18 protein-coding genes are annotated in these 22,198 nt (G+C 72.9%); 9 read left to right on the forward strand and 9 right to left on the reverse strand.

Annotation, left to right across the window (positions count from 1 at the left end):
• Window positions 1-71: 71 nt before the first annotated feature.
• Window positions 72-1,718, forward strand: coding sequence for an alpha/beta hydrolase (locus tag QF032_RS03425; protein ID WP_307060143.1), 1,647 nt, complete (start codon window positions 72-74; stop codon window positions 1,716-1,718).
• Complete coding sequence (locus QF032_RS03430) at window positions 1,719-3,209, forward strand: FMN-binding glutamate synthase family protein (RefSeq protein WP_307039847.1); 1,491 nt, start codon at window positions 1,719-1,721, stop codon at window positions 3,207-3,209.
• A 13-nt stretch (window positions 3,210-3,222) separates the two neighbouring features.
• On the opposite strand, the gene QF032_RS03435 is transcribed toward QF032_RS03430, so the two are convergent.
• Window positions 3,223-4,005: an alpha/beta fold hydrolase gene (locus QF032_RS03435; protein ID WP_307039849.1), complete on the reverse strand. Its 783-nt coding sequence runs from the start codon at window positions 4,003-4,005 to the stop codon at window positions 3,223-3,225.
• A gap of 189 nt (window positions 4,006-4,194) precedes the next feature.
• Here QF032_RS03435 and QF032_RS03440 point away from each other — a divergent pair, with 189 nt between their 5' ends.
• Entirely contained in the window at window positions 4,195-5,289 is a 1,095-nt protein-coding gene (locus tag QF032_RS03440) for a baeRF3 domain-containing protein (RefSeq protein ID WP_307039851.1), read from the forward strand.
• An 85-nt stretch (window positions 5,290-5,374) separates the two neighbouring features.
• Complete coding sequence (locus tag QF032_RS03445) at window positions 5,375-6,397, forward strand: Gfo/Idh/MocA family protein (RefSeq protein ID WP_307039853.1); 1,023 nt, start codon at window positions 5,375-5,377, stop codon at window positions 6,395-6,397.
• A gap of 13 nt (window positions 6,398-6,410) precedes the next feature.
• On the opposite strand, the gene QF032_RS03450 is transcribed toward QF032_RS03445, so the two are convergent.
• Window positions 6,411-6,824: an SsgA family sporulation/cell division regulator gene (locus QF032_RS03450; RefSeq protein WP_306954997.1), complete on the reverse strand. Its 414-nt coding sequence runs from the start codon at window positions 6,822-6,824 to the stop codon at window positions 6,411-6,413.
• A 349-nt stretch (window positions 6,825-7,173) separates the two neighbouring features.
• Between QF032_RS03450 and QF032_RS03455 the strand changes: the two genes are divergently transcribed.
• On the forward strand, window positions 7,174-8,565 hold the full coding sequence (locus tag QF032_RS03455) for a PP2C family protein-serine/threonine phosphatase (protein ID WP_307039854.1): 1,392 nt from the start codon (window positions 7,174-7,176) through the stop codon (window positions 8,563-8,565).
• 47 nt (window positions 8,566-8,612) lie between these two features.
• Here QF032_RS03455 and QF032_RS03460 read toward each other — a convergent pair whose 3' ends face one another.
• Window positions 8,613-10,115, reverse strand: coding sequence for a DNA-binding protein NsdB (locus tag QF032_RS03460; RefSeq protein ID WP_307054835.1), 1,503 nt, complete (start codon window positions 10,113-10,115; stop codon window positions 8,613-8,615).
• A 230-nt stretch (window positions 10,116-10,345) separates the two neighbouring features.
• Between QF032_RS03460 and QF032_RS03465 the strand changes: the two genes are divergently transcribed.
• Complete coding sequence (locus tag QF032_RS03465; RefSeq protein WP_307039858.1) at window positions 10,346-11,482, forward strand: aminoglycoside phosphotransferase family protein; 1,137 nt, start codon at window positions 10,346-10,348, stop codon at window positions 11,480-11,482.
• A gap of 174 nt (window positions 11,483-11,656) precedes the next feature.
• Complete coding sequence (locus QF032_RS03470; protein WP_373430286.1) at window positions 11,657-13,681, forward strand: N-acetylmuramoyl-L-alanine amidase; 2,025 nt, start codon at window positions 11,657-11,659, stop codon at window positions 13,679-13,681.
• A 66-nt stretch (window positions 13,682-13,747) separates the two neighbouring features.
• Here the strand turns inward: QF032_RS03470 and QF032_RS03475 are convergent, their stop codons facing one another.
• The 6 genes from QF032_RS03475 to QF032_RS03500 form a co-directional block, all read right to left on the reverse strand.
• A complete protein-coding gene (locus tag QF032_RS03475; RefSeq protein ID WP_306954988.1) occupies window positions 13,748-14,245 on the reverse strand; it encodes a hypothetical protein in 498 nt (165 codons plus the stop codon).
• A gap of 278 nt (window positions 14,246-14,523) precedes the next feature.
• Window positions 14,524-14,766, reverse strand: a complete 243-nt coding sequence (locus QF032_RS03480; protein ID WP_020126126.1) for a DUF397 domain-containing protein — start codon at window positions 14,764-14,766, stop codon at window positions 14,524-14,526.
• Between the two features lie 83 nt (window positions 14,767-14,849).
• On the reverse strand, window positions 14,850-16,016 hold the full coding sequence (locus tag QF032_RS03485; protein ID WP_307054840.1) for a thiolase domain-containing protein: 1,167 nt from the start codon (window positions 16,014-16,016) through the stop codon (window positions 14,850-14,852).
• A complete protein-coding gene (locus QF032_RS03490; RefSeq protein WP_306954983.1) occupies window positions 16,013-17,083 on the reverse strand; it encodes a thiolase domain-containing protein in 1,071 nt (356 codons plus the stop codon). The genes QF032_RS03485 and QF032_RS03490 overlap by 4 nt, the downstream gene beginning before the upstream one ends.
• Complete coding sequence (locus QF032_RS03495; RefSeq protein ID WP_307054842.1) at window positions 17,080-18,021, reverse strand: Zn-ribbon domain-containing OB-fold protein; 942 nt, start codon at window positions 18,019-18,021, stop codon at window positions 17,080-17,082. Before QF032_RS03495 ends, QF032_RS03490 begins: the two co-directional genes overlap by 4 nt.
• Before the next feature lie 131 nt (window positions 18,022-18,152).
• Window positions 18,153-18,953: a crotonase/enoyl-CoA hydratase family protein gene (locus QF032_RS03500; protein ID WP_306954981.1), complete on the reverse strand. Its 801-nt coding sequence runs from the start codon at window positions 18,951-18,953 to the stop codon at window positions 18,153-18,155.
• Between the two features lie 177 nt (window positions 18,954-19,130).
• On the opposite strand from QF032_RS03500, the gene QF032_RS03505 reads away from it, so the two are divergent.
• Window positions 19,131-20,753 carry an acyl-CoA synthetase gene (locus QF032_RS03505; RefSeq protein WP_307054844.1) on the forward strand — a complete coding sequence of 541 codons (1,623 nt, stop codon included), beginning with the start codon at window positions 19,131-19,133 and terminating at the stop codon, window positions 20,751-20,753.
• 132 nt (window positions 20,754-20,885) lie between these two features.
• On the forward strand, window positions 20,886-22,184 hold the full coding sequence (paaK, locus tag QF032_RS03510; RefSeq protein ID WP_307039871.1) for a phenylacetate--CoA ligase PaaK: 1,299 nt from the start codon (window positions 20,886-20,888) through the stop codon (window positions 22,182-22,184).
• The last annotated feature ends 14 nt before the right edge of the window (window positions 22,185-22,198 follow it).

Below are 22,198 nucleotides of genomic sequence, written 5' to 3' on the forward strand. Positions count from 1 at the left end.
GGGTCCACCTGCCGCTTATCGTGAGCGAGGGCGCCGTTCCCGGACCGCTGCGGGCGTCCCTGGAGGCACTGATGCTGGCCAATCTGTCGACGCGGCCCGGGCTGCGGAGCTGTGCGCTCGCCGCGACCGCCGCACTGACCCTGCTCGGCGGCGCGGGTCTGCCGACGGTCGCCGCGAACCGCGCGGGCGACGGGGGCGACCCTCCGGACCTGTCCCGGTTCACCGGTCAGAAGGTCGCCTGGTCGGCGTGCAAGGGCGAGGGCATGCCCAAGGATCTGCAGTGCGCCAAGCTGACCGTCCCGCTCGACTACTCCCGTCCCAAGGCGGGCACGCTCGACCTCGCGCTGGCCCGCTACCGGGCCACGGGCGACAAGCGCGGTTCGGTGGTGCTCAACTTCGGCGGGCCCGGCGGCGCGGGCGTCCCCGAACTCGCCTACGGCGGCAAGGAGTTCATGGACCTGACGGACGGCTACGACGTGGTCACCCTCGACCCGCGCGGCGTCGGCCGCTCCTCCCCCGTCAGCTGCGGGGAGGGCGAGGAGAGCGGGCTGGCCCCGCTGAACGACGACACGGCCCTCGCCGATCCGCCGAAGCTCCTCAGCCGGCTGAAGCAGGCCGCCGCCGACTGCGCCGAGCACTCCGGACCGGTCCTGCCGCACATCGGCACCGTACACGCGGCCCAGGACCTCGACGTCATGCGGCAGGCGCTCGGCGACCGGAAGCTCAACTACCTCGGCTTCTCCTACGGCAGCCGGCTCGGTGCGGTGTACGCGGCCCGGTTCCCCGACAAGGTGGGCCGGATGGTCCTCGACGGGGTCGACACCCTCACCGAGCCGCTCACCGAGCAGGGCATTGCGGGCGCCCGGGGCCAGCAGGTGGCACTGGACGACTTCGTCGGCTGGTGCGTGAAGGACATCGCCTGCCCCTTCGGGCAGGATCCGCGGGTGGCGCGCCAGGAGGTCGTGCGGCTGGTCCGCTCCCTCGACGAGGATCCGCTGCCGACCGACTTCGGCGACGACTTCACCGGACAGGATCTGGTGGGCGCCCTCGGGCAGGGCCTGTACAGCAGGGAGTTGTGGCCCCTGCTGGAGCGGGCGCTGGCCCAGCTGATCGAGAACGGCGACCCCAGCGGGGTCCTCGGGTTCACGACCGGCGGCTTCACCCGTCCGCTGCCGTTCCCCGTGCCGCTTCCGGTCCCGCTGCCGCCGCGGGCCGCGGGCCGCACCGATCCCTCCCCCGGCGCCCTGGTCGACGCGGAGGACGTACCCCTCGACAACCTGCCCGCGGCTCTCATGGCGATCAACTGCGCGGACGACCCGGACCGGCCCACCGCCGCCCGGATCACCGCGGACCTGGAACGGCTGCGGACCGCCTACGACAAGGCGTCACCGGTCTTCGGCCGGTACCGGCTCAACGAGGTCCTGCTGTGCTACGGCCGCCCCAAGGGCACCGACTTCATCCGCGACGAGGTGAAGGACCTGCGCACCCCGAAGATCCTCCTGATCGGCACGCGCGGCGACCCGGCGACGCCGTACCGCTGGACCGTGGAGACGGCGAAGCGCCTCGGCTCGTCGGCCGTGGTGCTCGACAACAAGGGCGAGGGCCACACCGGGTACGGATCGTCGAAGTGCGTGCACCGCAAGGTCGACGACTTCCTGCTGTACGGATCGCTCCCGCCCAGCGGCAGCTCGTGCGGGCCGGACGAGGACGCCGGCTGAGTGCGCCGGTTCCTGCCGTTGCTGCTCGTCGTCCTGGGCGCGGCCGTGGCGACGGCCGCGGCGGCCGCCCTGTCCGCCCGGTGGTGGTTCGCCGCCGGACCGCTGCTGGCCACGGCCTGCCTCGGCGTCCGGGATCTGCTGCAGCGGGGCCGTTCCGTGACGCGCAACCATCCGCTGCTCGGACGGCTGCGGTACCCGACGGTACGGGCGCTGCCCCGGGGCGCCGGCCCGGAGCACCCGGCCGACGCCGCCGGCGAGCACGACGGGCACGAGTACCTGGTGCCGTCACTGCGTCCCGTCGAGGCGGCGGAGGAGCCGCCGGTGGTGCGGGTGGGCGGGCCCGACTGCTCCCAGCCGTACGACATGGCCCTGCTGAACGTGTCCGCGATGAGCTTCGGAGCACTGTCCTCGCGTGCCGTCCTCGCTCTCAACCGGGGCGCCGCACTGGGGCGTTTCGCCCAGGACACCGGCGAGGGCGGGCTGTCGGAGCACCATCTGCGCGGCGGGGGCGACCTCGTGTGGGAGATCGGGACGGGGTACTTCGGCTGCCGTACCTCCGACGGTGGGTTCGACGAGCGGGTGTTCGCGGACAAGGCGGCGCTGCCCGAGGTGAAGTGCGTGTCGCTGAAGCTCTCGCAGGGCGCGGCGCCGGGCAGCGACTCGGTCCTGCCGGGGGTGAAGGTCGGCGTCGAGATCGCGCGGGAGCGCGGCGTGCCGGTGGGCGAACCCGTGGTGTCGCCGCCCGTCCACCGGACGTTCTCGACGCCGCGGGAACTGGTGCTGTTCCTGGCCCGGCTGCGGGAACTCGCGGGCGGCAAGCCGACCGGGTTCAAGCTGTGCGTGGGGTCGCGGCGGGAGTTCCTCGCGGTCTGCCGCGCGATGGCGGCGGAGGGCGTGACGCCCGACTTCGTCGTGGTGGACGGGTCGGAGGGCGGTACGGGCGCCGCACCGGCGGAGTTCGCCGGGCGGCTGGGCATGCCGCTCACCCAGGGGCTGATCACCGTGCACAACGCGCTGGCCGGCGTCGGCCTCCGGGACCGGGTGCGGATCGGGGCCAGCGGGCGGGTGGCGTCGGGCTCGGACATCGTGCGACGGCTCGTGCAGGGCGCCGACTACACCAACGCGGCCCGCGCGATGATGCTCGCCGTCGGCTGCGTGCGGGCGGGGCGCTGCCACACCGGCGCCTGTCCGGCCGGTGTGGCGACGCAGGACCCGTCGCGGGCCCGCGCGCTGCACGTGGCCGGCAAGGCCCGCGAGGTCCGGCGCTACCAGCGCGAGACGGTCCGTGACGCGGTGCGGATCATGGCGGCGATGGGCGTGCGCGAGCCGGGCGGGCTCACCCCCGCTCACCTGGTCCGGCGTACCGGGCCCGGCGCGGAGTGCTCGTACGCGGAGCTGTACGAGTGGCTCGCGCCGGGCGAACTGCTCGCCGGACCGCCCGAGTCGTGGGCGGCGGACTGGAAGGCGGCGGACCCGGACAGCTTCGGGTGACGCCGCGCGAGGACTACGCGGACCTGACGGTCACGAAGGCGTCGATCGCCGCGGTCAGCTCGGCCGGCTTCTCCACGGGGAGTTCGTGTCCGGCGTCGATGATGCGCACGAGGGCGTCCGGGTAGGCCTTGGCCATCCGCAGCATCTGACCCACCGGGAGCTGGATGTCGTGGTAGCCGTGGACCATCAGCGTCGGCGCCTGGATCTCCCCGACCCGGTCGAGGACGTCGAAGGCCCGCATGGCGCCGTACAGGGTCATGACCACCTCGCGCGGGGTGTCCGCCGAGGACTTGACGTACGCGCGGATCTCGTCGCGCGGGTAGCCGGGGGCGAAGGCGCGCTGGATGTTGGCGGCGACGAACAGCTTGAAGGGGACCAGGGTGGAGACGCCCATCAGCAGTCCTCGGCCCCGGCTGTAGGTCATGCGGCCGATGGAGTTCACCAGCACCATGCGCTCCACCCGCTCGGGGTGGGAGAGGGCCACGGTCTGCGCGATCATCCCGCCCATCGAGTGGCCGACCGGCACGAACCGCTCGATCTCCAGATGGTCGAGGAGGGCGAGGAGGTCCCGCGCCAGCTCCTCGACCGTCTTCACGCCCGCCCCGCTGCTCTCGCCGTGGCCGCGCAGGTCGAACCGGATCACCCGGCGCTTCCCGGCGAAGTGCGCCAGCTGGTGGTCCCAGCGGTGCCGGTCGGCCGTCCAGCCGTGCACGAAGACCAGGGGCACGCCGTCGCCGTCGTGCGGGCCCTCGTCGTCGTACGTCAGTGCTGCGCCGTCGACTTCGAGCTGCGGCATGGGTGCCTCCTGCGGTGCGGTCCCGGTTACTGACGCGTACGGTAACCGGCCGCCGGGGTCGTCGTCACCGGCGGCCGCCGGGGAGACCGAAGTGTGACCCCGCCCGTCTCCCCGACGCCGATCTTGACCCGGCCTCGCCCTGATATTGCCCCGAATGCCCCATACGTGATTCGGACCTATCGTGCTCGTATGGAGCACGCACTCAGCCCCGCCACCCTCTCCGAACTGCGCCGCCCGCGCCCGTATCCGGCGGTGTCCGTGCTGACGCCGACCCACCGGCGCGAACCCGGGAACGCCCAGGACCGGGTCCGGCTGCGCAACGTCGTGGCCGAGGCGAAGAGACAGCTGGAGCACGACCCGGCGATCACCCGCGAGCGGCGCGCCGACGTCGCGGGACAGCTCGACCGCGCCCTGGCCGAGGTCGACCTGACGCACAGCGAGGACGGCCTGGTCATCTACGCGGCGCCGGGCGAGCACCAGGTGTGGTCGCTGGCCCGTCCCGTGCCCGAACGCGTCGTGCTCTCCGACACGTTCCTGACGCGCAACCTGGTCTCCGCGCAGGCCGCCGAGCGGCCGTTCTGGGCGCTCTCGGTCTCCGCCGACCGCGCCACACTGTGGAACGGCGGCGCCGACCGGGTGACCGAGGAGCACGCCAACGGCTTCCCGCTGGTCAGAAGCCAGCCGAACTTCGACGCCGAGCGCATGCAGCGGACCGGCGACCTGCCCAGCACGTTCCGCGACGAGGGCACCCGCCACTTCCTGCGCGACGCCGACACCGCCGTGGGCAGGCTGCTGCGCGCACACCCGCGGCCGCTGGTCGTCACCGGCGAGCCGGCGGCGCTGTCGCTCCTCGACGAGCTGGGCGGCGTCACCCGCGACGCGCTGCACATCGCGCACGGCGGACTCTCGCACGGCCCGCCCGAGGCCGTGTGGCAGGCGGTGCGCCCGCGGCTCGACGCGGAGTCCCGCCGGGACGCGGCGTCGGTCACCCGGGTACTCGACTCGGCACGCGGGCACCGCATGTTCGCGGCCGGCGTCGACGAGCTGTGGCAGAACGCGCGGGAGGGCCGGGTCAGGCTGCTGGCGGTCGAGGAGAACTACCGGATCACGGTCCGCGACCACGGCGACCATCTCGTCCCGGCCACGAGCGGCGACCTGGACGCCCGCGAGGACATCGTCGACGAGATCGTCGAGCAGTGCCTGGAGACGGGCGCCGCGGTGCGTTTCGTGCCGGACGGCACCCTGGGCGACGTGGACGGCATCGCGGGCGTGTTGCGCTACTGACCGCCGGCCCGCCACGGCCCTGTTCAGCTGCTTTCCCCGGCGGCGTACGCTACGGCGTGATCGTCGAAGGGGAGGGGGCGGGCGCGTGGGCGACCTGTTGGGCGTGGCGGTGCTGGGCGCCGGACACATGGGCGCCGACCACATACGCCGTCTGGACCGCGTGGTGAGCGGCGCCAGGGTGGCCGCGGTGGCCGACCCCGACGCGGGGCGTGCCGAGGAGGCCGTGGCCGGGCTCGATGCGGTGACGGTCCACACGGAGGCGGAGGCCGCGCTCGACGCGCCCGGCGTCGAAGCGGTGCTGATCGCCTCGCCCGGGCCCGCCCACCAGGAGGCGCTGCTCGCGGCCTTCGCCCGCGGCCTTCCGGTGCTCTGCGAGAAACCCATGGTGCCGGACACGGCGGGGGCGCTGTGCGTGCTGGAGGCGGAGGCCCGGCTCGGACGGCGGCTGGCGCAGATCGGGTTCATGCGGCGGTACGACGCCGAGTACCGCAGGCTGAAGGCGCTGCTGGACGACGGACGGCTGGGACGGCCGCTGATGCTGCACTGCGTGCACCGCAACGTGTCCTCGCCGCCGGACTTCACCAGCGCGATGCTGGTCGACAGTTCGGTGTCGCACGAGATCGACGCGGCCCGCTGGCTGCTCGGCCACGAGCTGACCTCGGTCTCCGTGCTGCGGCCGCGCCCCTCGTCCGGCGCCCCGCAGGGCCTGCTGGACCCCCAGTTCGTACTCTTCGAGACCGCCGACGGCGCCCTGGTCGACGTGGAGGTCTTCGTCAACTGCGGCTTCGGTTACCAGGTGCGCTGCGAGGCCGTGTGCGAGGCCGGCAGCGCGCGTATCGGCGACGACCACGGCATGCTCGTCACCGCACGGGGCGCCGCCGGCGCGGAGGTGCCGCAGGACTACCTCGTGCGGTTCGCGGACGCCTACGACCGCGAGGTGCAGACCTGGGTCGACGCCACCCGGCGCGGCCGGGTCACCGGCCCGTCCGTGTGGGACGGCTACGCGGCCTCGGCCGTCGCCGAGGCCGGGGTCCGGTCCCTCGGGAGCGGGGCGCGCGTCGCCGTCGAACTCGCCGCGCGCCCCGGGCTGTACGCCGCCGGCCGCTGAGCGGGAGCGGACCTCAGACGTTGCCGAGCAGGGCCTGCAGACCCCTGTCGACCGCGCTGCCCACGTCCTCGCCGCCACGGGCCACGACCGCGTAGCTGCGCAGCAGGAAGCGGCGCAGGGCCCCGGTGTCGAACTGGAGCAGGGCCATCCCGAGCGGCGAGTGGAACTCCATCACCGTACGGGCCTGCCCACAGGGCCAGATGTGCACGTCACCGCTCCCGGCCGGACCGTCCACGCCCTGCTCCAGCAGCCCGCGGCCGAAGGTCCAGGTGACCGGCTCGCCCGCGAGGGAGACCTCGGGCGGGAAGTCGACGTGCACGGCGAACGGGTCGGCGGAGTCGTAGCGGAGCGTGGCGGGCACGGGCAGCGCCTGGTCCTCCGCGGTGATCAACCGGGCGCGGACGAGTTGTTCCAGAGTGGTGTCCATGCACATAGGACCTCGCGGAGGCCGATCGCATTACGCCTTCTCCGGGACCAATTAATGTGACCTGCATCACACCGCTGAAGGCGTAGAACATACGCCCGTCGAACACCCGGATGACACTCATCTCGGCCGCCCCACGAGTCCCTCAAGTCACGTACTCTGTCTACGACTTGAAGCCCCTTCGAGGAGCTCGACCCGCACTCGTCCACCCCTCCGTGAAGACACTGGCATATGCCGGAAGCACCACCGAATCGTGTGTTGCCAAATCCCTTACACCGCGTCGCGGGCTGTGCCACAGTCGTAACGGCCCTCGCGTCAGCCTTCGTCGAACCGTCCCGCATCGGAGAGCGTCATGCCGCCCCACGTCTCTGCGGATCACCCGGCCGCCCAGCCGCCGGCACGCGGCTCGGTGGACGCGCTGATCTCGCAGACCCGACGGCTCAAGGGCGACATGGACGCCGTACGACAGGACGCCCAGGGCGACGCGACCGACCCCGAGGGACGCTGGCAGCGCGCCCTCTACGATCTGGCGCGACACCAACTCGACGACCTCGACGCCCACTTGGCCCAGTTACGGGACGGCCCCCGGCCGGTGCCGCCCGCCGGCCCCCCGCCCGCGGCCGCGGCTCCCCGGCGTGAGTCCCTGCTCAGCCGGGTCGGCAGCGCCGAGTGGAACCTGCTGACGGACGAAGCCGTGTGGTCCGAGGAGCTCTACCGGATCCTCGGCCGCGACCCCGCCACTCCCCCGCTCACCCTCGACGAACTCCCCTGTCTCGTCCTCGAGGAGGACCGGCCCCGACTGACCGCGATGGTCACGGACTGCCTGGTCGACGCCCGGCCCATCGACGGCGAGTTCCGCGTCCTGCACCCGACGGGCACCCCGCGTACCGTGCACATGATGGGCGAACCGGTGCTCGACTCCGACGGCGCCACCGCCTCCATGTGGGCCGTACTGCGGGACGTCAGCGAACTGCGCCGCACCCAGCGCGCGGTGCGCGAGAGCCAGGACTCGCTGCAGGCCCGGCGGCAGGCGCAGACCGAGCACCGGCTGGCGGCCCAGTTGCAGGAAGCCGTCCTGCCCCCGCACCGCGTCCCGCTGCGCCTGCCGCACGAGGGCCCGAGCACGCTCGACGTCGCCGCCTGTTATCTGCCCGCCGCCACCACCTCCCTGATCGGCGGCGACTGGTACGACGCGCTCGAACTCCCCGACGCCGAGACCCTGCTCGGCGTCGGCGATCTCACCGGACACGGCCCGGCCGTCACCTCGAACACCGCGATGCTGTTGGGCGCCCTGCGCGGCATGGCCATGGCGGGCGCCCAGCCGGCCCGGCTGCTGTCCTGGCTGAACCAGTTACTGGACGCCACCGCCCGACCGGTCCTCGGCAGCGCCGTCTGCTGTCGCTACCGGCCGCAGACCCGCACCCTGGTGTGGGCGCAGGCCGGTCACCCCGCCCCGCTGCTGTTCCGCGACGGGACGGGACGCCGGCTGCGGGCGCCGGAGGGCTCCCTGCTCGGAGCCGCCCCACGCGCCGCGTACGAGCAGGCCGAGGAAACCCTCCGCGAGGGCGACCTGATCCTGCTGCACACAGACGGTCTGGCCCCCGCCGACCGTCTCCTCGCGCTGGCCCCCCTCCTGGAGGGAACACGCAGCTCCCAGGAGTGCGTCGAAGCAGTGGTGCGGGAGTGCGGCGAGGACGAACGCACCGACGACGCCTGTGTGCTCGTCGCCCGGGTGACCCGGTAGCAGGCCGGGCGACCCGGTGACGGGTCGCGTCGAGGAAGCCGACTCGCTCACGCCCGGGCGCTGTCGCCCCCTTTCGCGCCCTTCTGCTTCGGCAGCGCCAGCCGGATCTCCTCACGCAGTTCGCTGATCCTCGGATAGCCGGCGTACTGCGCGGTGAGCCGGTACATCTGGCTCAGCCGGTCCCAGGTGCGCCGGGAGGAGTTCGACCCCATCGACATCAGGGCCAGCCGTGCGAAACGGTCCGCCTGTTCGGGGTCGTCCGCGATGAAGCAGGCGGACGCCATGGACAGATGGTCGAAGATCTTCGACCGCTCGCGCCCGTCGACGCGCAGCGCCAGGGCCTTCTCCGCGTAGTACTGGGCGTGGGCGGCCGCCTGCGGTTCGAACTCGGCCAGCGTGCGATAGGCGAGAGCCTGCATCCCGTACAGATCCTCGTCCTTGAAGGTCTGCATCCAGGACGGCGCGACCATGTCGCCCTTGTCGGAGACGAAGAGGTCCTCCGCCCGGCCGAGGGTGCGCCGCATGGCCTGACCCTTGCCCATCGCCGCCTGCGCCCAGGCCTCGATGGTGTGGAACATCGCCCGGGTGCGCGGCAGCACCTCCTCGCCGGAGCCGGACTGGGCCAGTTTCATCAGGTCGAGGGCGTCGCCGGGCCGTCCGAGGTGGACCATCTGCCGGGCGGCCCGGGACAGCGCCTCACCGGCCCGCGGCCGGTCGCCGCCCTCCCGTGCCGCATGGGCGGCGATGACGAAGTACTTCTGGGCGGTGGGTTCGAGGCCGACGTCGTGCGACATCCAGCCGGCGAGGACGGCGAGGTTGGCCGCGACGCCCCACAGGCGCCGCTGGAGATGGGCGGGATGACGGTAGGCCAGGATGCCGCCCACCTCGTTGAGCTGTCCCACGACCGCCTTGCGTTGCAGCCCGCCTCCGCGGGCCGCGTCCCAGGCCCGGAACACCTCGACCGAGCGCTCCAGTTCGTCGACCTCCTCCGCCCCGATGGGAGCGGCCTCGTAGCGGTCGAACCCGGCGGGATCGGCCTGGTGCAGGAGCGGATGGCCGACGGCGGGAGCGTCGGCGGCGAGAGTGGGGTCGGTGTGCAGCCAGTCGTGCATGGCACTGCTGAGAGCTGATCCCGCGGTGAGCGCGGCACCCGCGCCCACCAGACCGCGTCGGTTGAGCATGAGGTCCATTCCCGTGAATTCGGTGAGGACCGCAGCAGTCCGTTCGGGCGCCCACGGCACGCCGTCGGGGTGTTCAGCACTCCCGCCGCCGGGCCGTTTACCTGTACGCCCGTGCCGGACCAGACCGAGGTCCTCGATGGTCACGACACGGCCGAGACGCTCGGTGAACAGGGCCGCCAGCACCCGCGGCACCGGATCGCGCGGGATCTCTCCCGTGTCGATCCACCGCCGCACCCGGGAGGTGTCGGTCGACAGCTGGGGGTGGCCCATGGCCGCCGCCTGCCGGTTGACCAGCCTCGCGAGTTCGCCCTTGGACCAGCCGGCCAGGCCGAACAGATCCGAGAGACGGGTGTTGGGTTGTCCGCTCACGTCAAGCCCCCAGGTTCTCGGCTGAGTTGACAGTAGCCCGGTGAAAGTTGCCGGGCGACTATTCGCCAGGGTTCGCCAGGGTCCGCCAGATGGTGTGCCACTGGGCGACGGGTGTCAGGTAGGAAAGCGCCACCCCGACCCGGTCGCCGAGGGACATTCCCCAGGGTGCACCCGAAAGGGCCGGTCGGGGCAGCGCTCTGACGTCCGGCACACGAAGGGATCTGTTCCCCATGTACGCAGCATCGTCCTCCGTGTCCGCCCCGCCCCGGTCGCTGCACACCCGCCCGGGCGGCGGCGGCCCCTACCTCGCCCCCGCGCGAACGGCGGCCCCCACGCTCGGCGCGGGCGGCGTGCGCCGTCCCGCGGGGCTCGGCACGCAACCGCTCAGCGGGAGGCTCGACCTGTCCGGCCCCCAGGGCGCCCAACTGCGCACCGCGATCGCCTCGGTGCACCGCATCTGTCCGGAGTTCGCGCCGGTCCAGGTCCTGCGCCGCAGCGGACGTTCCGTGCTCCTGGTCGGCACGACGGGACGCAGCACGGCCGTCGCCAAGTGCTTACTGGACCACTCCCCCGCGTGGGCCGAGCGGATCCGGCACGAAATAGCGGCATACCGCACGTTCGTCCGGCAGCGCCCCCCGGTGCGGGTGCCGAGACTGATCGCGGCGGACCCGGACAACTGCACTCTGGTGATCGAGCGGATGCCGGGGCGGGCGGCGGCCCTGCAGCGGCACCCCACCGAAGCCCCGCCGCGGGCGGACGTCAGGGCCGCGCTCGGCGCGATCTGCCGGCTCAACGCCTGGCGGCCGCCGGCCGGCTCGTTCGACGCGCCGCTGGACTACGCCGCCCGCATCTCCCGCTACCACGAGCTGGGTCTGCTCACCGACCGGGACCTGGGCGACCTGCAGAAGCTGCTGCACGGCATCGCGGCCACCACGGGCCGGCAGGGCATGGGCCAGTTCTGTCACGGTGACGCCCTCCTGTCGAACATCCTTCTCTCACCGGCCGGTCCCGTGCTGGTGGACTGGGAGCACGCGGGCTGGTACCTGCCGGGCTACGACCTGGCGACGCTGTGGTCGGCGCTGGGCGACGCGCCGGTGGCGCGCCGTCAGATCAGCCAGATCGCCCAGTCGGCGGGCCCGGCCTCCCGGGACGCCTTCCTGGTGAACCTGATGCTGGTCCTGACCCGCGAGATCCGCACCTACGAGACGGCCGTGCAGCGCTCGATGCACGACACGCCCTCGGCTCCGGGGGCGGCCCACGCGGGAGCCGCGCCGGCGGGCGAGGAGCAGCGTCTGCTGCTGCGGCGACTGCACGACGACTGCCAGCTGGCCCGCCGGGCCGTACGCGCGGCGGTCGGCACGCGCTGAGGGAGCGTCAGTCCGCCGTGCGTCTGAACGGCGGCGCACCTCGGACTGACGTGTGCGGTGTCTTGACGAGGGAATTCGTCCCTGTATGGGCATGATTGACGGGTTGTCGGCCCGGTCCGGCCAGTCGGCCGCGGCCGGCCCGCACGCCCCGCTCTCTCGTCCCTGGAGGCCGCATTGCGCAAATCCGCCGCTCCCCCCGGACCGCACAGACGTACCCGTAGAGCCGCAGGCGCCCTGGCGTCGGCGGCTCTCGTGCTGCCGCTCCTCGGCGCCGCCCGCCCGGCCGACGCGGCGCCCCGGTCGGCGAACAGCCTCCAGCAGGCCTTCGCGGCCGCGGCAGCCGAGTACCACGTGCCGCAGAGCGTGCTGCTGGGCGTTTCCTACCTCCAGTCCCGCTGGGACACGCACGCCGGAGCGCCCAGCGTGACCGGCGGCTACGGCCCGATGCATCTCACCGACGTCCGTGCGGCCCTCGCCGCGGCCCCGCACCGCGGCACCGGCACGGCGAACTCGCGCGGCGACGCCGCCCGGACGGGCCGGACGGCCCGGACGGCCCCGGCAGCCCGGACGAGCCGTTCGGCGCGGCCCCCGGCCCAGGCGCCGGCCCCGCACGTCCGGGCGCCGTCGAGCGGGCGGCTCCCGGCGCGTCTGACCACCCTGCCGAGGGCGGCGAAGCTCACCGGCCTCGCCGCCGAGGCCCTGCGAACCGATCCCGCGGCCAACATCGCGGGCGGCGCCGCCCTGCTCGCCGACGCCCAGCGGCGCCTGGGCGAGCCCCTGAGCGCCGACCCGGCCGACTGGTACGGCGCGGTGGCGCGCTTCTCGGGCGCCGACGACGCCGCGACCGCCGCCGCGTACGCGAACGACGTGTACGGCGTGCTGCGCGCCGGTGAACGGCGCACCACGGACGCCGGCCAGAAGGTCGCCCTCGCCGCGCGGCCGGGCCTCGCGCCGCGGACCGCCCAGCTGCGCGGGACCGGTCTGCGCCACGTCTCGGCGGCGGGCGCCGAATGCCCGTCCACGGTGTCCTGCGAGTGGATCCCGGCGCCGTACGAGCAGTTCGGCGACAACGACTACGGCAATCACGACGTCGCCGACCGGCCCGCCTCGCCCGACATCGACTACCTCGTCGTCCACGACACCGAGGGCGGCTGGGACGGGGTGCTGACCATGGTCCAGGACCCGACCTACGTGTCCTGGAACTACTCGCTGCGCGCCACCGACGGGCATGTCGCCCAGCATGTGAAGGCCAAGGACGTGGCCTGGCACTCGGGCAACTGGTACGTCAACTCCAAGTCGATCGGCCTGGAGCACGAGGGGTTCCTCTCCGCGCCGGACTCCTGGTACACGGAGGCCATGTACCGCTCGTCCGCGCGACTGGTGAAGTACCTGGCCGACCGGTACGACATCCCGCTCGACCGGCAGCACGTCCTCGGCCATGACAACGTGCCCGGCCCGACGGCGGCGAGCGTGTCGGGGATGCACACCGATCCCGGCCCGTTCTGGGACTGGCGGCACTACTTCGAGCTGCTGGAAGCCCCCTTCACGGCGACCGCCGACGGTGGCGGCGGCCTGGTGACGATCCGGCCGGACTACGCCGCGAACCGGCCGGTGTACACGGACTGCGCGGCCCGGCGTCAGACCTGCGCCGCGCACGGCTCCAGCGCGGTACGGCTGTACGCCGACCACGACGAGAAGTCCGCGCTGATCAACGACGTCGGCCAGGGTTCGGGCCCGACCGAGGGCCTCAACGACACCTCGTCACGGGTGTCCACCGGGCAGCAGTACGCGGTCGCCGACCGGTGGGGCGACTGGACGGCGATCTGGTACCTCGGCCAGAAGGCGTGGTTCGAGAACCCCGCCGCGCGGCCGACGGCCGTTCCCGCGGCGGGCCAGGTGGTCACGCCCCGGGACGGCGTCGCGAGCGTTCCGCTCTACGGGCGCGCCTACCCCGAGGCGTCGGCCTATCCGGCGGGCGTCCCGGTCCAGCCGCTCTCCGCGCTGCCGTACAAGCTGCCCAAGGGGCAGCGGTACGTGGTCGGGGGCAAGGTGCCGGGCGAGTACTACTACGCGGCCACCTTCGCCACGGGTTCGCACCGGCTCGTCGTCGGCCGCGAGCAGTACTACGAGATCCAGTACGGCCACCGGGTGGCGTTCGTGCGGGCCTCGGACGTGAAGGCGATGCCGTCGGCTTCCTAGCTCCTCGGGTTCCTGGGATCTCAGGTCCCTGGGACCTCGGGTCCCCGGACCGGACCCGGCCGCACCTCAGCCCTGCTGGAACAGCTCCGCCGGGAGCGGCTTCAGCAGGGCGTACAGGTCGTCGGTGATGGGGCGGTCCCAGGCGGCGATGGTCACCAGGACGTTGTCGCTGCGGTCGAACTGCACGCAGGAGATGCGCCCCTCGGACAGCTTCAGCCGGCGCACGATCAGCAGGTTGTCGCCCTGCATCACCGGCATGTCCTCGACGCCGACGACGGTCACCTCCTCGTCGTTCTCCAGCGCGAGCAGCAGCTGGGCCACCTCGAAGGGGATCTCCCCCTCCTCCACCTCACGGGCCGGGGAGCCCTCGGGCAGATTGCCGATGATCATGGCGGGGCCGCGGCCGCCGAAGAGGTCGTAGCGCAGGAAGACGCCCTGGCAGGTGCCGTCGGGGGCGGGCAGCAGCCCGGCGCCCAGATTGCCGGGCCAGTCGCCCGGATCCATGGCCAGAACGTCGAATTCGGGCCCGGCGGGGGTGGCGCTGCGGCGGCGGAGGAACGACATGCGGCCATGGTACGTGGCCGCGGCCGTTCGGCGGCGGTCGGGAGCGTCCCGGTCCGTCGTTCGGACGCGGGCCGGGGACGGCCGCACGCACCGGTTCCGACGGCGCCTTCGGCCGGGCCCGCTCGCCGTGCGCGAGGGCGGGGTCCGCCCGTCGGCCGGAACCCGTCGGCCCCGCCGTCGCGGGCGGGATCACGGCGACCGGGAACACCCCCGGACCCCTGCGTCCGGGAGGGCCCGGGAAGCGGTCGCCGGACCGGACGGTCCGGGGTGGACCGGCCTCAGGTCAGGTCGAACTCCCCTTCCCGCGCCCCCGAAACGAACGCGCCCCACTCCGCGGGGGTGAAGATCAGAGAAGGGCTCTGGGGGCTGCCGCTGTTGCGCATCGCGATGAATCCCTCGACGAAGGCGATCTGGACATCCCCCCGCCCCCGGCTGCTGGACTGCCACTCGGCGTTGCTGAGGTCCAGCTCCGGCTTGTCCCAGCCCGTGAGCGGCTGCTGCTGGATGGTGCTCTCGGCCACGTCCGTGCTCCTCCCGGTCGGTCGTCCGCGGGCCAGCCTAGCGACCGGGTCCGGGCGCCGACAGGGCACGTGGGAAGGACCTTTCAGGACTCCGGAGGTCGCGCTCCCACGAGCCACATGGAGAAGAACTGCGAGCCGCCCCCGTAGGCGTGCCCGAGGACCCTGCGGGCCCGTTCCACCTGGTGTTCGCCGGCCTGTCCGCGCACCTGGAGCGCCGCCTCCGCGAAGCGGATCATGCCGGAGGCGCCGATCGGGTTGGTGGACAGGACACCGCCCGACATGTTGACGGGCAGGTCGCCGTCGAGTTCGGTGGCGCCGGCCTCGGTGAGCTTCCAGCCCTCGCCCTCGTCGGCGAAGCCGAGGTTCTCCAGCCACATGGGCTCGTACCAGGAGAACGGCACGTACATCTCGACGGCGTCGATGTCCCGGCGCGGGTCGCCGATCCCGGCCTGGCGGTAGACGTCCGCGGCGCAGTCCTTGCCGGCCTGTGGCGAGACGGCGTCCTTGCCGGCGAAGAGGGTCGGTTCGCTGCGCATCGCCCCGCCGAGCATCCAGGCGGGCGGGCGGGGCGCGCGGGCCGCTCCGGCCCGGTCGGTGAGGACCATCGCGCAGGCGCCGTCGGAGGAGGGGCAGGTCTCCGAGTAGCGGATCGGGTCCCACAGCATCGGCGAGGCCTGGACCTTCTCCAGGGTGATGTCGTGCTCGTGGAGGTGCGCGTAGGGGTTCTTCAGGGCGTTGCGGCGGTCCTTGTACGCCACCAGCGAGCCGACGCTGTCGGGCGCGCCGCTGCGGCGCATGTAGGCGCGCACGTGCGGGGCGAAGAACCCGCCCGCCCCGGCGAGCAGCGGCTGCTGGAAGGGAACGGGCAGGGACAGCCCCCACATGGCGTTGGACTCGGACTGCTTCTCGAAGGCGAGGGTGAGGACGGTGCCGTGGACGCGGGCGGCGACGAGGCCGGCGGCGACCAGCGCCGTCGATCCGCCGACGGAGCCGGCCGTGTGCACGCGCAGCATGGGTTTGCCGACCGCGCCGAGGGCGTCGGCGAGGTACAGCTCGGGCATCATGACGCCCTCGAAGAAGTCGGGGGCCTTGCCGATGACGACGGCGTCTACGTCGGCCCAGGTCAGCTCGGCGTCGTCGAGAGCACGCCGGGCGGCCTCCCGGACCAGCCCGGCGATCGAGACGTCCCGCCGGGCGGCGACGTGCTTGGTCTGGCCGATCCCGACGACGGCCACGGGCTCCTTGCTCATCGCGCATCCCCTTCGAGTACGGCGACCAGGTTCTGCTGCAGACACGGGCCGGACGTGGCGTGGCCGAGGGCCCGGTCGGACTCGCCCCGGTGGATCCGGGCGGCGGCCTCGCCGATGCGGATGAGGCCGGCGGCCATCATCGGGTTGGCGGCGAGGGCGCCGCCGGACAGGTTCACCCGCACGCTGTCGTCCAGCCGCAGCGCCTTGCGCAGGACGATCTCCTGCGCGCTGAACGGGGCGTGGAGTTCGGCGGTGTCGACGGGCCGTTCGAAGACGCCGGCCTTCTCGGCGGCGAGGCGGGTGGACGGCGAGTCGGTGAGGTCGCGCACGCCGAGCGAGTGGGCCTCGATGCGGTGGTCGATGCCCCGGATCCACGCGGGCCGGGAGCACAGCTCGCGGGCCCGTTCCCCCGCCGCGAGGATCACGGCGGCTGCCCCGTCGCCGACGGGCGGGCAGTCACCGGTGCGCAGCGGCCGTACCGCGTAGTCGCCCTGGGGGACGGTGCCGCGCAGCTGGGCGTGGGAGTTGAGGGTGGCGACCCGCCGGCTGCGGGTGCCGATCGCGGCGAGGGCGCTCTCGTCCGCCTCGCCCGCGTCGATCAGGGCCTGTGCCTGGAGCGCGGCGAGCGCGACGGAGTCCGGCCACAGGGGGGCGACGTAGTACGGGTCGAGCTGGCGGGTGAGGACGTCGCGCAGGGAGCCCGGCGAGGACTTGCCGTAGGAGTAGACGAGCGCGGTGTCGGCGTCGCCGGTGAGAAGTTTGGTCCACGCCTCGTACAGCGCCCAGGCGCCGTCCGTCTCGACGTGCGACTCGGAGATGGGCGGCCAGGCGCCGACGCCGTCGAGGGCGAGGGTGAAGGAGAAGGCGCGGCCGGCGAGGTAGTCGCTGGAGCCGGAGCAGGTGAAGCCGATGTCGGCGGTCTTCAGGCCGGTCCGGTCGAGGACGCTGTGCAGGACCGGCATGAGCATCTCGACCTCGGAGAGCTCGTCGGTGGTGCGCAGGACGTCGGTCTGCGCGAAGGCGACGACCGCGATGTCGCGGACGCCCGGGGTTTCCTCGCGGGTCACAGCAGCTCCTTGTAGGCGTCGTAGTCCGCGTCGGGTTCGCCGGCCGGCCGGTAGTGGTCGGGGTAGCGGGCGCCGTCCGTCCACACGGGTTCGACGCGCAGGCCCATGCGCACCTGGTCGTAGGGGATGCCGGAGATGCGGCCGTGCAGGGCGAGGCCGGCTCCGTCGAGGGCGATGTGGGCGTACACGTAGGGGACTTCGATGTCGAGGTTCTTCGCCTTGATGTTGACGATGCAGAAGGTGGTGACGGTCCCGCGCGGTCCGACCTCGACCTGCTCGGCGGTCGGAACGCCGCAGGTGGGGCAGGCTCCGCGCGGCGGGACGTACACCTTGCGGCAGGACGGGCAGCGTTCGCCGACGGTGCGCCTGGTGGAGAGCGCCTCGATGTAGGCGGACTGGGCGCGGCCGGGCGAGTAGGTGTAGTCGAGGCGGGCGGGGGCGACGATGCCGGTGACCGGGTCCGCGAACTCGCCGGTGGTGCCCGTGAGTTCGGCCGGATCACCGTCGTGCGGCTCGAAGCAGGCGATGTCGGTGATGGCGCCGGTGCGTTCCTCCGCCCAGCGGATGCGGACCCGCATTCCGGTGCGGACCGCGTCCGGGCCGGGGGCGTCGAGGGCATGCAGGAGGGCGGTGTCGGCGCCGTCGAGCCGGACCAGGACCCAGGCGAAGGGCGTGGCGAGGGGCTGGCCGCGGCGGGGGGCGTGGTTCCAGGCCCAGGTGGTGACCGTGCCGGTGGCGGCCACCTCCACGAGGTCGTGCAGTTCCTCGGCGGTGACGGGGTCGTACTCGACGGGCGGGACGAGGGTGCGGTCGTCTCCGGTGCGCACGCCGAGGACGACGCGTTCGCGCAGGCCGGTGAGGAAGGCACTCTGGACGGGGCCGAGGGACCGGGTGAACGGGAACTCGACGACGAGCGGCGCTTTGAGCACTTCGGGCATCGGGGCTGCCTCCCTGGGAAGCCGACGTCAGCGGGAGCGCCCCGAAAGGGGGCGCGGGGAACTGCGCGACCAGCCACAACGGACCCGCAGTATGGCGAACTGCGCTTACCGCCCACTCGCCCGGCGGAGCGTCACGCGCGCCGGTAGACAGGCGGCCGTTTCTCCGCGAAGGCGCGGGCGCCTTCCTTCGCGTCGTCCGTGTCGAACACCGGCCAGCCACGGACCAGTTCGGCGGCCAGCCCGTCGGCCTCGGTCAGCTCGGCGGCCTCGTACACGGACGCCTTCACGGCCTCCACGGCGAGCGGGGCGCAGGCGTTGACGCGTTCGGCGATCTCCAGGGCCCGGTCCAGGGCGGCGCCGTCGGGAACGACGTGCCCGATCAGTCCGACGGCCGCGGCCTCCTTCGCGCTGTAGGGCCGTCCGGTGAGCAGCATCTCCAGGGCGTGGGTGCGCGGGATCTGCCGTGGCAGGCGGACCGTGGAACCGCCGATCGGGAACAGGCCGCGCCTGACCTCGAAGAGGCCGAAGGTGGCGGACTCCCCGGCGACGCGGATGTCGGTGCCCTGGAGCATCTCGGTGCCGCCCGCCACGCAGTGGCCCTCGACGGCGGCGATCACCGGTTTGCGGGGGCGGTGGTGGCGCAGCATCGCCTTCCAGTGCAGGTCGGGGTCGGCCTTGAGCCGGTCGCGGTGCTGCTCGCCCTGCATGCCCTGGCCGGCGAGCGCCTTGAGGTCCATGCCGGCGCAGAAGGAGCCGCCGGCGCCGGTGAGGACGACCGAACGGACCGAGTCGTCCGCGTCGGCCTCGAGCCAGCCGTCGTACAGGCCGACGAGCATGGCGATCGAGAGCGCGTTCCTGGCCTCCGGCCTGTTGAGCGTGAGCACCAGCGTGGCGCCCTCGCGCCGCACGGTGAGGTGTTCGGTACCGCCCATCGCAGATCTCCCCTCGGAAAGAACGAGAACAGGTTGCAGGAGGCGTGATGGCAGTTCAAGGGTTTTCTGACAGACAGTCAGATTTCTTGTCCGGAGCCCTTCCCACTTGCCGTGCCCTTTGCTCTGATGACCGGCGAACCGTCTGGGAGCCAGGCCGTCGTGAGGTCAGGAGGAACGGTGGAGTACAACCTTGCCGACCTGTTCGAGTCGGTCGTCGACGTGGCGGCGGACCGCGAGGCGCTCGTCCACGTGGACCACCCGGGCTCGGGCGCGGAACGCCGTCTGACGTACGCGGAGCTGGACGCCGCGGCCAACCGCATCGGCCACCACCTCCTCGACAGCGGGATCCGCCCCGGCGAGCACCTCGGCCTGCACCTGTACAACGGCGTCGAGTACCTGCAGACGGTGCTGGGCTGCCTCAAGGCCCGGATCGTGCCGGTCAACGTCAACTACCGGTACGTCGAGGAGGAGCTGGTCTATCTCTACCGGGACGCCGACCTGGCCGCCCTCGTCTTCGAGGCGGAGTTCACCGACCGGGTGGCGGCCGCGCTGCCACAGGCCCCGGCGCTGCGGCACCTGCTACGGGTCGGGCCGGCGGGCGAGGGCATCGCCCCCTTCGCGGACATCGTCTCCTTCGCGGACGCCGAGGCGGGCGGCTCCCCGGAGCGCGGTTTCCCGGCCCGGTCGGGGGACGACCAGTTCATCATCTACACGGGCGGCACGACCGGTATGCCCAAGGGTGTGATGTGGCGTCAGGAGGACCTGTTCTTCGCGGGACTGGGCGGCGGGGCGCCGACCGGGGAGCCGGTGAAGAAGCCGGAGGAGCTCGCCGAGCGGGTCGCCGCGGGCGGCTCGGGGATCACCTTCTTCCCCACTCCCCCGCTGATGCACGGCACCTCGACCCTCACCGCGTTCATCGGCTTCAACTTCGGCCAACGGGTCGTGCTGCACAGCAAGTTCGTGCCCGAGGAGGTGTTGCGGACCATCGCCAAGGAAAAGGTCAACGCCGTCTCCCTGGTCGGCGACGCGATGCTGCGGCCGCTGATCGACGCGCTCGACGGCCCGATGCGGGGAACGGACTGCTCGTCCGTGTTCAGCGTCTCCTCGTCCGGGGCCATCATGTCGGACACGGTGCGCCGGCAGTTCCGGGAGCTGATGCCGAACGCGATGCTGCTGAACAACTTCGGCTCCTCGGAGTCCGGCTTCAACGGCACGGCCACGGAGGACTCCGGCCCCGAGCGCGGCTTCCGCGTCCGGGTCAACTCCCGTACCCGGGTGGTCGATCCGGCCACGAAGGAGGCGACCGCGCCGGGCGAGATCGGCCGGGTCGCCCAGTGCGGTCACGTCCCCCTCGGCTACTACAACGACCCGGCGAAGACCGCCGAGACCTTCTTCGAGAAGGACGGCGAGCGCTGGGTCCTGCTCGGCGACATGGCCACCGTCGACGAGGACGGTGTGGTCGTCGTCCTCGGGCGCGGCTCGCAGTGCATCAACACCGGCGGCGAGAAGGTGTACCCCGAGGAGGTCGAACAGGCGCTGAAGGCTCATCCGGACGTGTACGACGCCCTGGTGGCGGGGGTGCCGGACGCGCGGTGGGGCGCCCATGTGGCGGCGGTGGTCCAGGTGCGCCGGGGCGCCCCGCCGCTCTCCCTGGAGGCGATCCAGAGTCACTGCCGCACCCGGCTGGCGGGCTACAAGATCCCGCGCCAGCTGGTGCTCACCGAGTCCATCCGCCGCTCCCCGAGCGGAAAGGCGGACTACCGGTGGGCGCGGGAGGCGGCGCTGGCGGAGAACACCTGACCGCGATCCCCGGGCAGAACCCGCAGCCGAACCCTTGCCTGACGGCCCCGGTCCTGGATTACTGATCCCGAGGAAGATCGACCGAATGATCGGTCGCCCGCGTTGGCGTGATTCGGGTGAGGGAGAGTCCAGATGGCGGACGCGAGGAACACGCTGGACGAGGGCGAGCGCCTCAGCGAGGACGCCCTGCGCGCACGGCAGCTGGAGCGCCTGCGCGCCTCGCTGCGTCACGCGTACGATGGCGTGCCCTTCTACCGCGAGGCCTTCGACAAGGCCGGCGTCCACCCCGACGACTGCCGCGACCTCGGTGACCTGGCCCGGTTCCCCTTCACCGGCAAGGCCGACCTGCGCGCGCACTACCCATACGGAATGTTCGCCGTCCCCAGGGAGCGGATCCGCCGCATCCACGCCTCCAGCGGCACCACCGGCCGGCCGACGGTCGTCGGCTACACGGACGCCGACCTGTCCCTGTGGGCGGACCTGGTGGCCCGATCGATCCGCGCCGCGGGCGGCCGGCCGGGCGACACGGTCCATGTGGCGTACGGCTACGGCCTGTTCACCGGTGGCCTCGGCGCGCACTGCGGCGCCGAACGCCTCGGCTGCACGGTGATCCCCGCGTCCGGCGGAATGACGTCCCGTCAGGTCCAGTTGATCCAGGACCTCGAGCCCCGGGTCATCATGGTGACCCCGTCCTACATGCTGACCCTGCTGGACGAGTTCGAGCGGCAAGGCGTCGATCCGCGCTCCACCTCGCTGCGGGTGGGGATCTTCGGCGCCGAACCCTGGACCGAGCGGATGCGGCAGGAGATCGAGCAGCGGTTCGCGATCGACGCGGTCGACATCTACGGGCTGTCGGAGGTGATCGGCCCGGGGGTGGCGCAGGAGTGCGTGGAGACCAAGGACGGGCTGCACATCTGGGAGGACCATTTCTTCCCCGAGGTGGTCGACCCGGTCACGGGCGAGGTCCTGCCGGAGGGCGCGGAGGGCGAGTTGGTGTTCACCTCGCTCACCAAGGAGGCCATGCCCGTCGTCCGCTACCGCACCCGGGACCTGACCCGGCTGCTGCCGGGGACGGCCCGGGTCTTCCGCCGCATGGCGAAGGTGACCGGCCGCAGCGACGACATGGTCATCCTGCGCGGGGTGAACCTCTTCCCCACCCAGATCGAGGAGATCGTGCTGCGGACTCCGGCCGTGGCGCCCCACTTCCAGCTCCGGCTGACCCGGGAGGGCCGCCTCGACGCCCTCACGGTCCGCGCGGAGGCCCGCCGCGACGCCACGCCCGCCGACCGCGACACGGCCGCCCGGGCGATCGCGTCGGCGGTGAAGGACGGCATCGGCGTGTCCGCCGCCGTGGAGATCGTCGACCCCGAGTCGCTGGAGCGGTCGGTGGGCAAGATCAGGCGGATCGTGGACCTGCGGCCCCGGGAGTGACGAGATCCGCGCGG

The sequence above is a fragment of the Streptomyces achromogenes genome (genome assembly GCF_030816715.1).
In the GTDB taxonomy this organism is placed as follows: domain Bacteria; phylum Actinomycetota; class Actinomycetes; order Streptomycetales; family Streptomycetaceae; genus Streptomyces; species Streptomyces achromogenes_A.

Bases quoted from the DNA above. Each gene is read 5' to 3' on its own strand.
- QF032_RS03425 (WP_307060143.1), top strand. From the start codon at position 72: ATGCTGGCCAATCTGTCGACGCGGCCCGGGCTGCGGAGCTGTGCGCTC.
- QF032_RS03435 (WP_307039849.1), bottom strand. From the start codon at position 4,005: ATGCCGCAGCTCGAAGTCGACGGCGCAGCACTGACGTACGACGACGAG.
- QF032_RS03440 (WP_307039851.1), top strand. From the start codon at position 4,195: ATGGAGCACGCACTCAGCCCCGCCACCCTCTCCGAACTGCGCCGCCCG.
- QF032_RS03450 (WP_306954997.1), bottom strand. From the start codon at position 6,824: ATGGACACCACTCTGGAACAACTCGTCCGCGCCCGGTTGATCACCGCG.
- QF032_RS03455 (WP_307039854.1), top strand. From the start codon at position 7,174: ATGCCGCCCCACGTCTCTGCGGATCACCCGGCCGCCCAGCCGCCGGCA.
- QF032_RS03465 (WP_307039858.1), top strand. From the start codon at position 10,346: ATGTACGCAGCATCGTCCTCCGTGTCCGCCCCGCCCCGGTCGCTGCAC.
- QF032_RS03475 (WP_306954988.1), bottom strand. From the start codon at position 14,245: ATGTCGTTCCTCCGCCGCCGCAGCGCCACCCCCGCCGGGCCCGAATTC.
- QF032_RS03485 (WP_307054840.1), bottom strand. From the start codon at position 16,016: ATGAGCAAGGAGCCCGTGGCCGTCGTCGGGATCGGCCAGACCAAGCAC.
- QF032_RS03495 (WP_307054842.1), bottom strand. From the start codon at position 18,021: ATGCCCGAAGTGCTCAAAGCGCCGCTCGTCGTCGAGTTCCCGTTCACC.
- QF032_RS03500 (WP_306954981.1), bottom strand. From the start codon at position 18,953: ATGGGCGGTACCGAACACCTCACCGTGCGGCGCGAGGGCGCCACGCTG.
- paaK (WP_307039871.1), top strand. From the start codon at position 20,886: ATGGCGGACGCGAGGAACACGCTGGACGAGGGCGAGCGCCTCAGCGAG.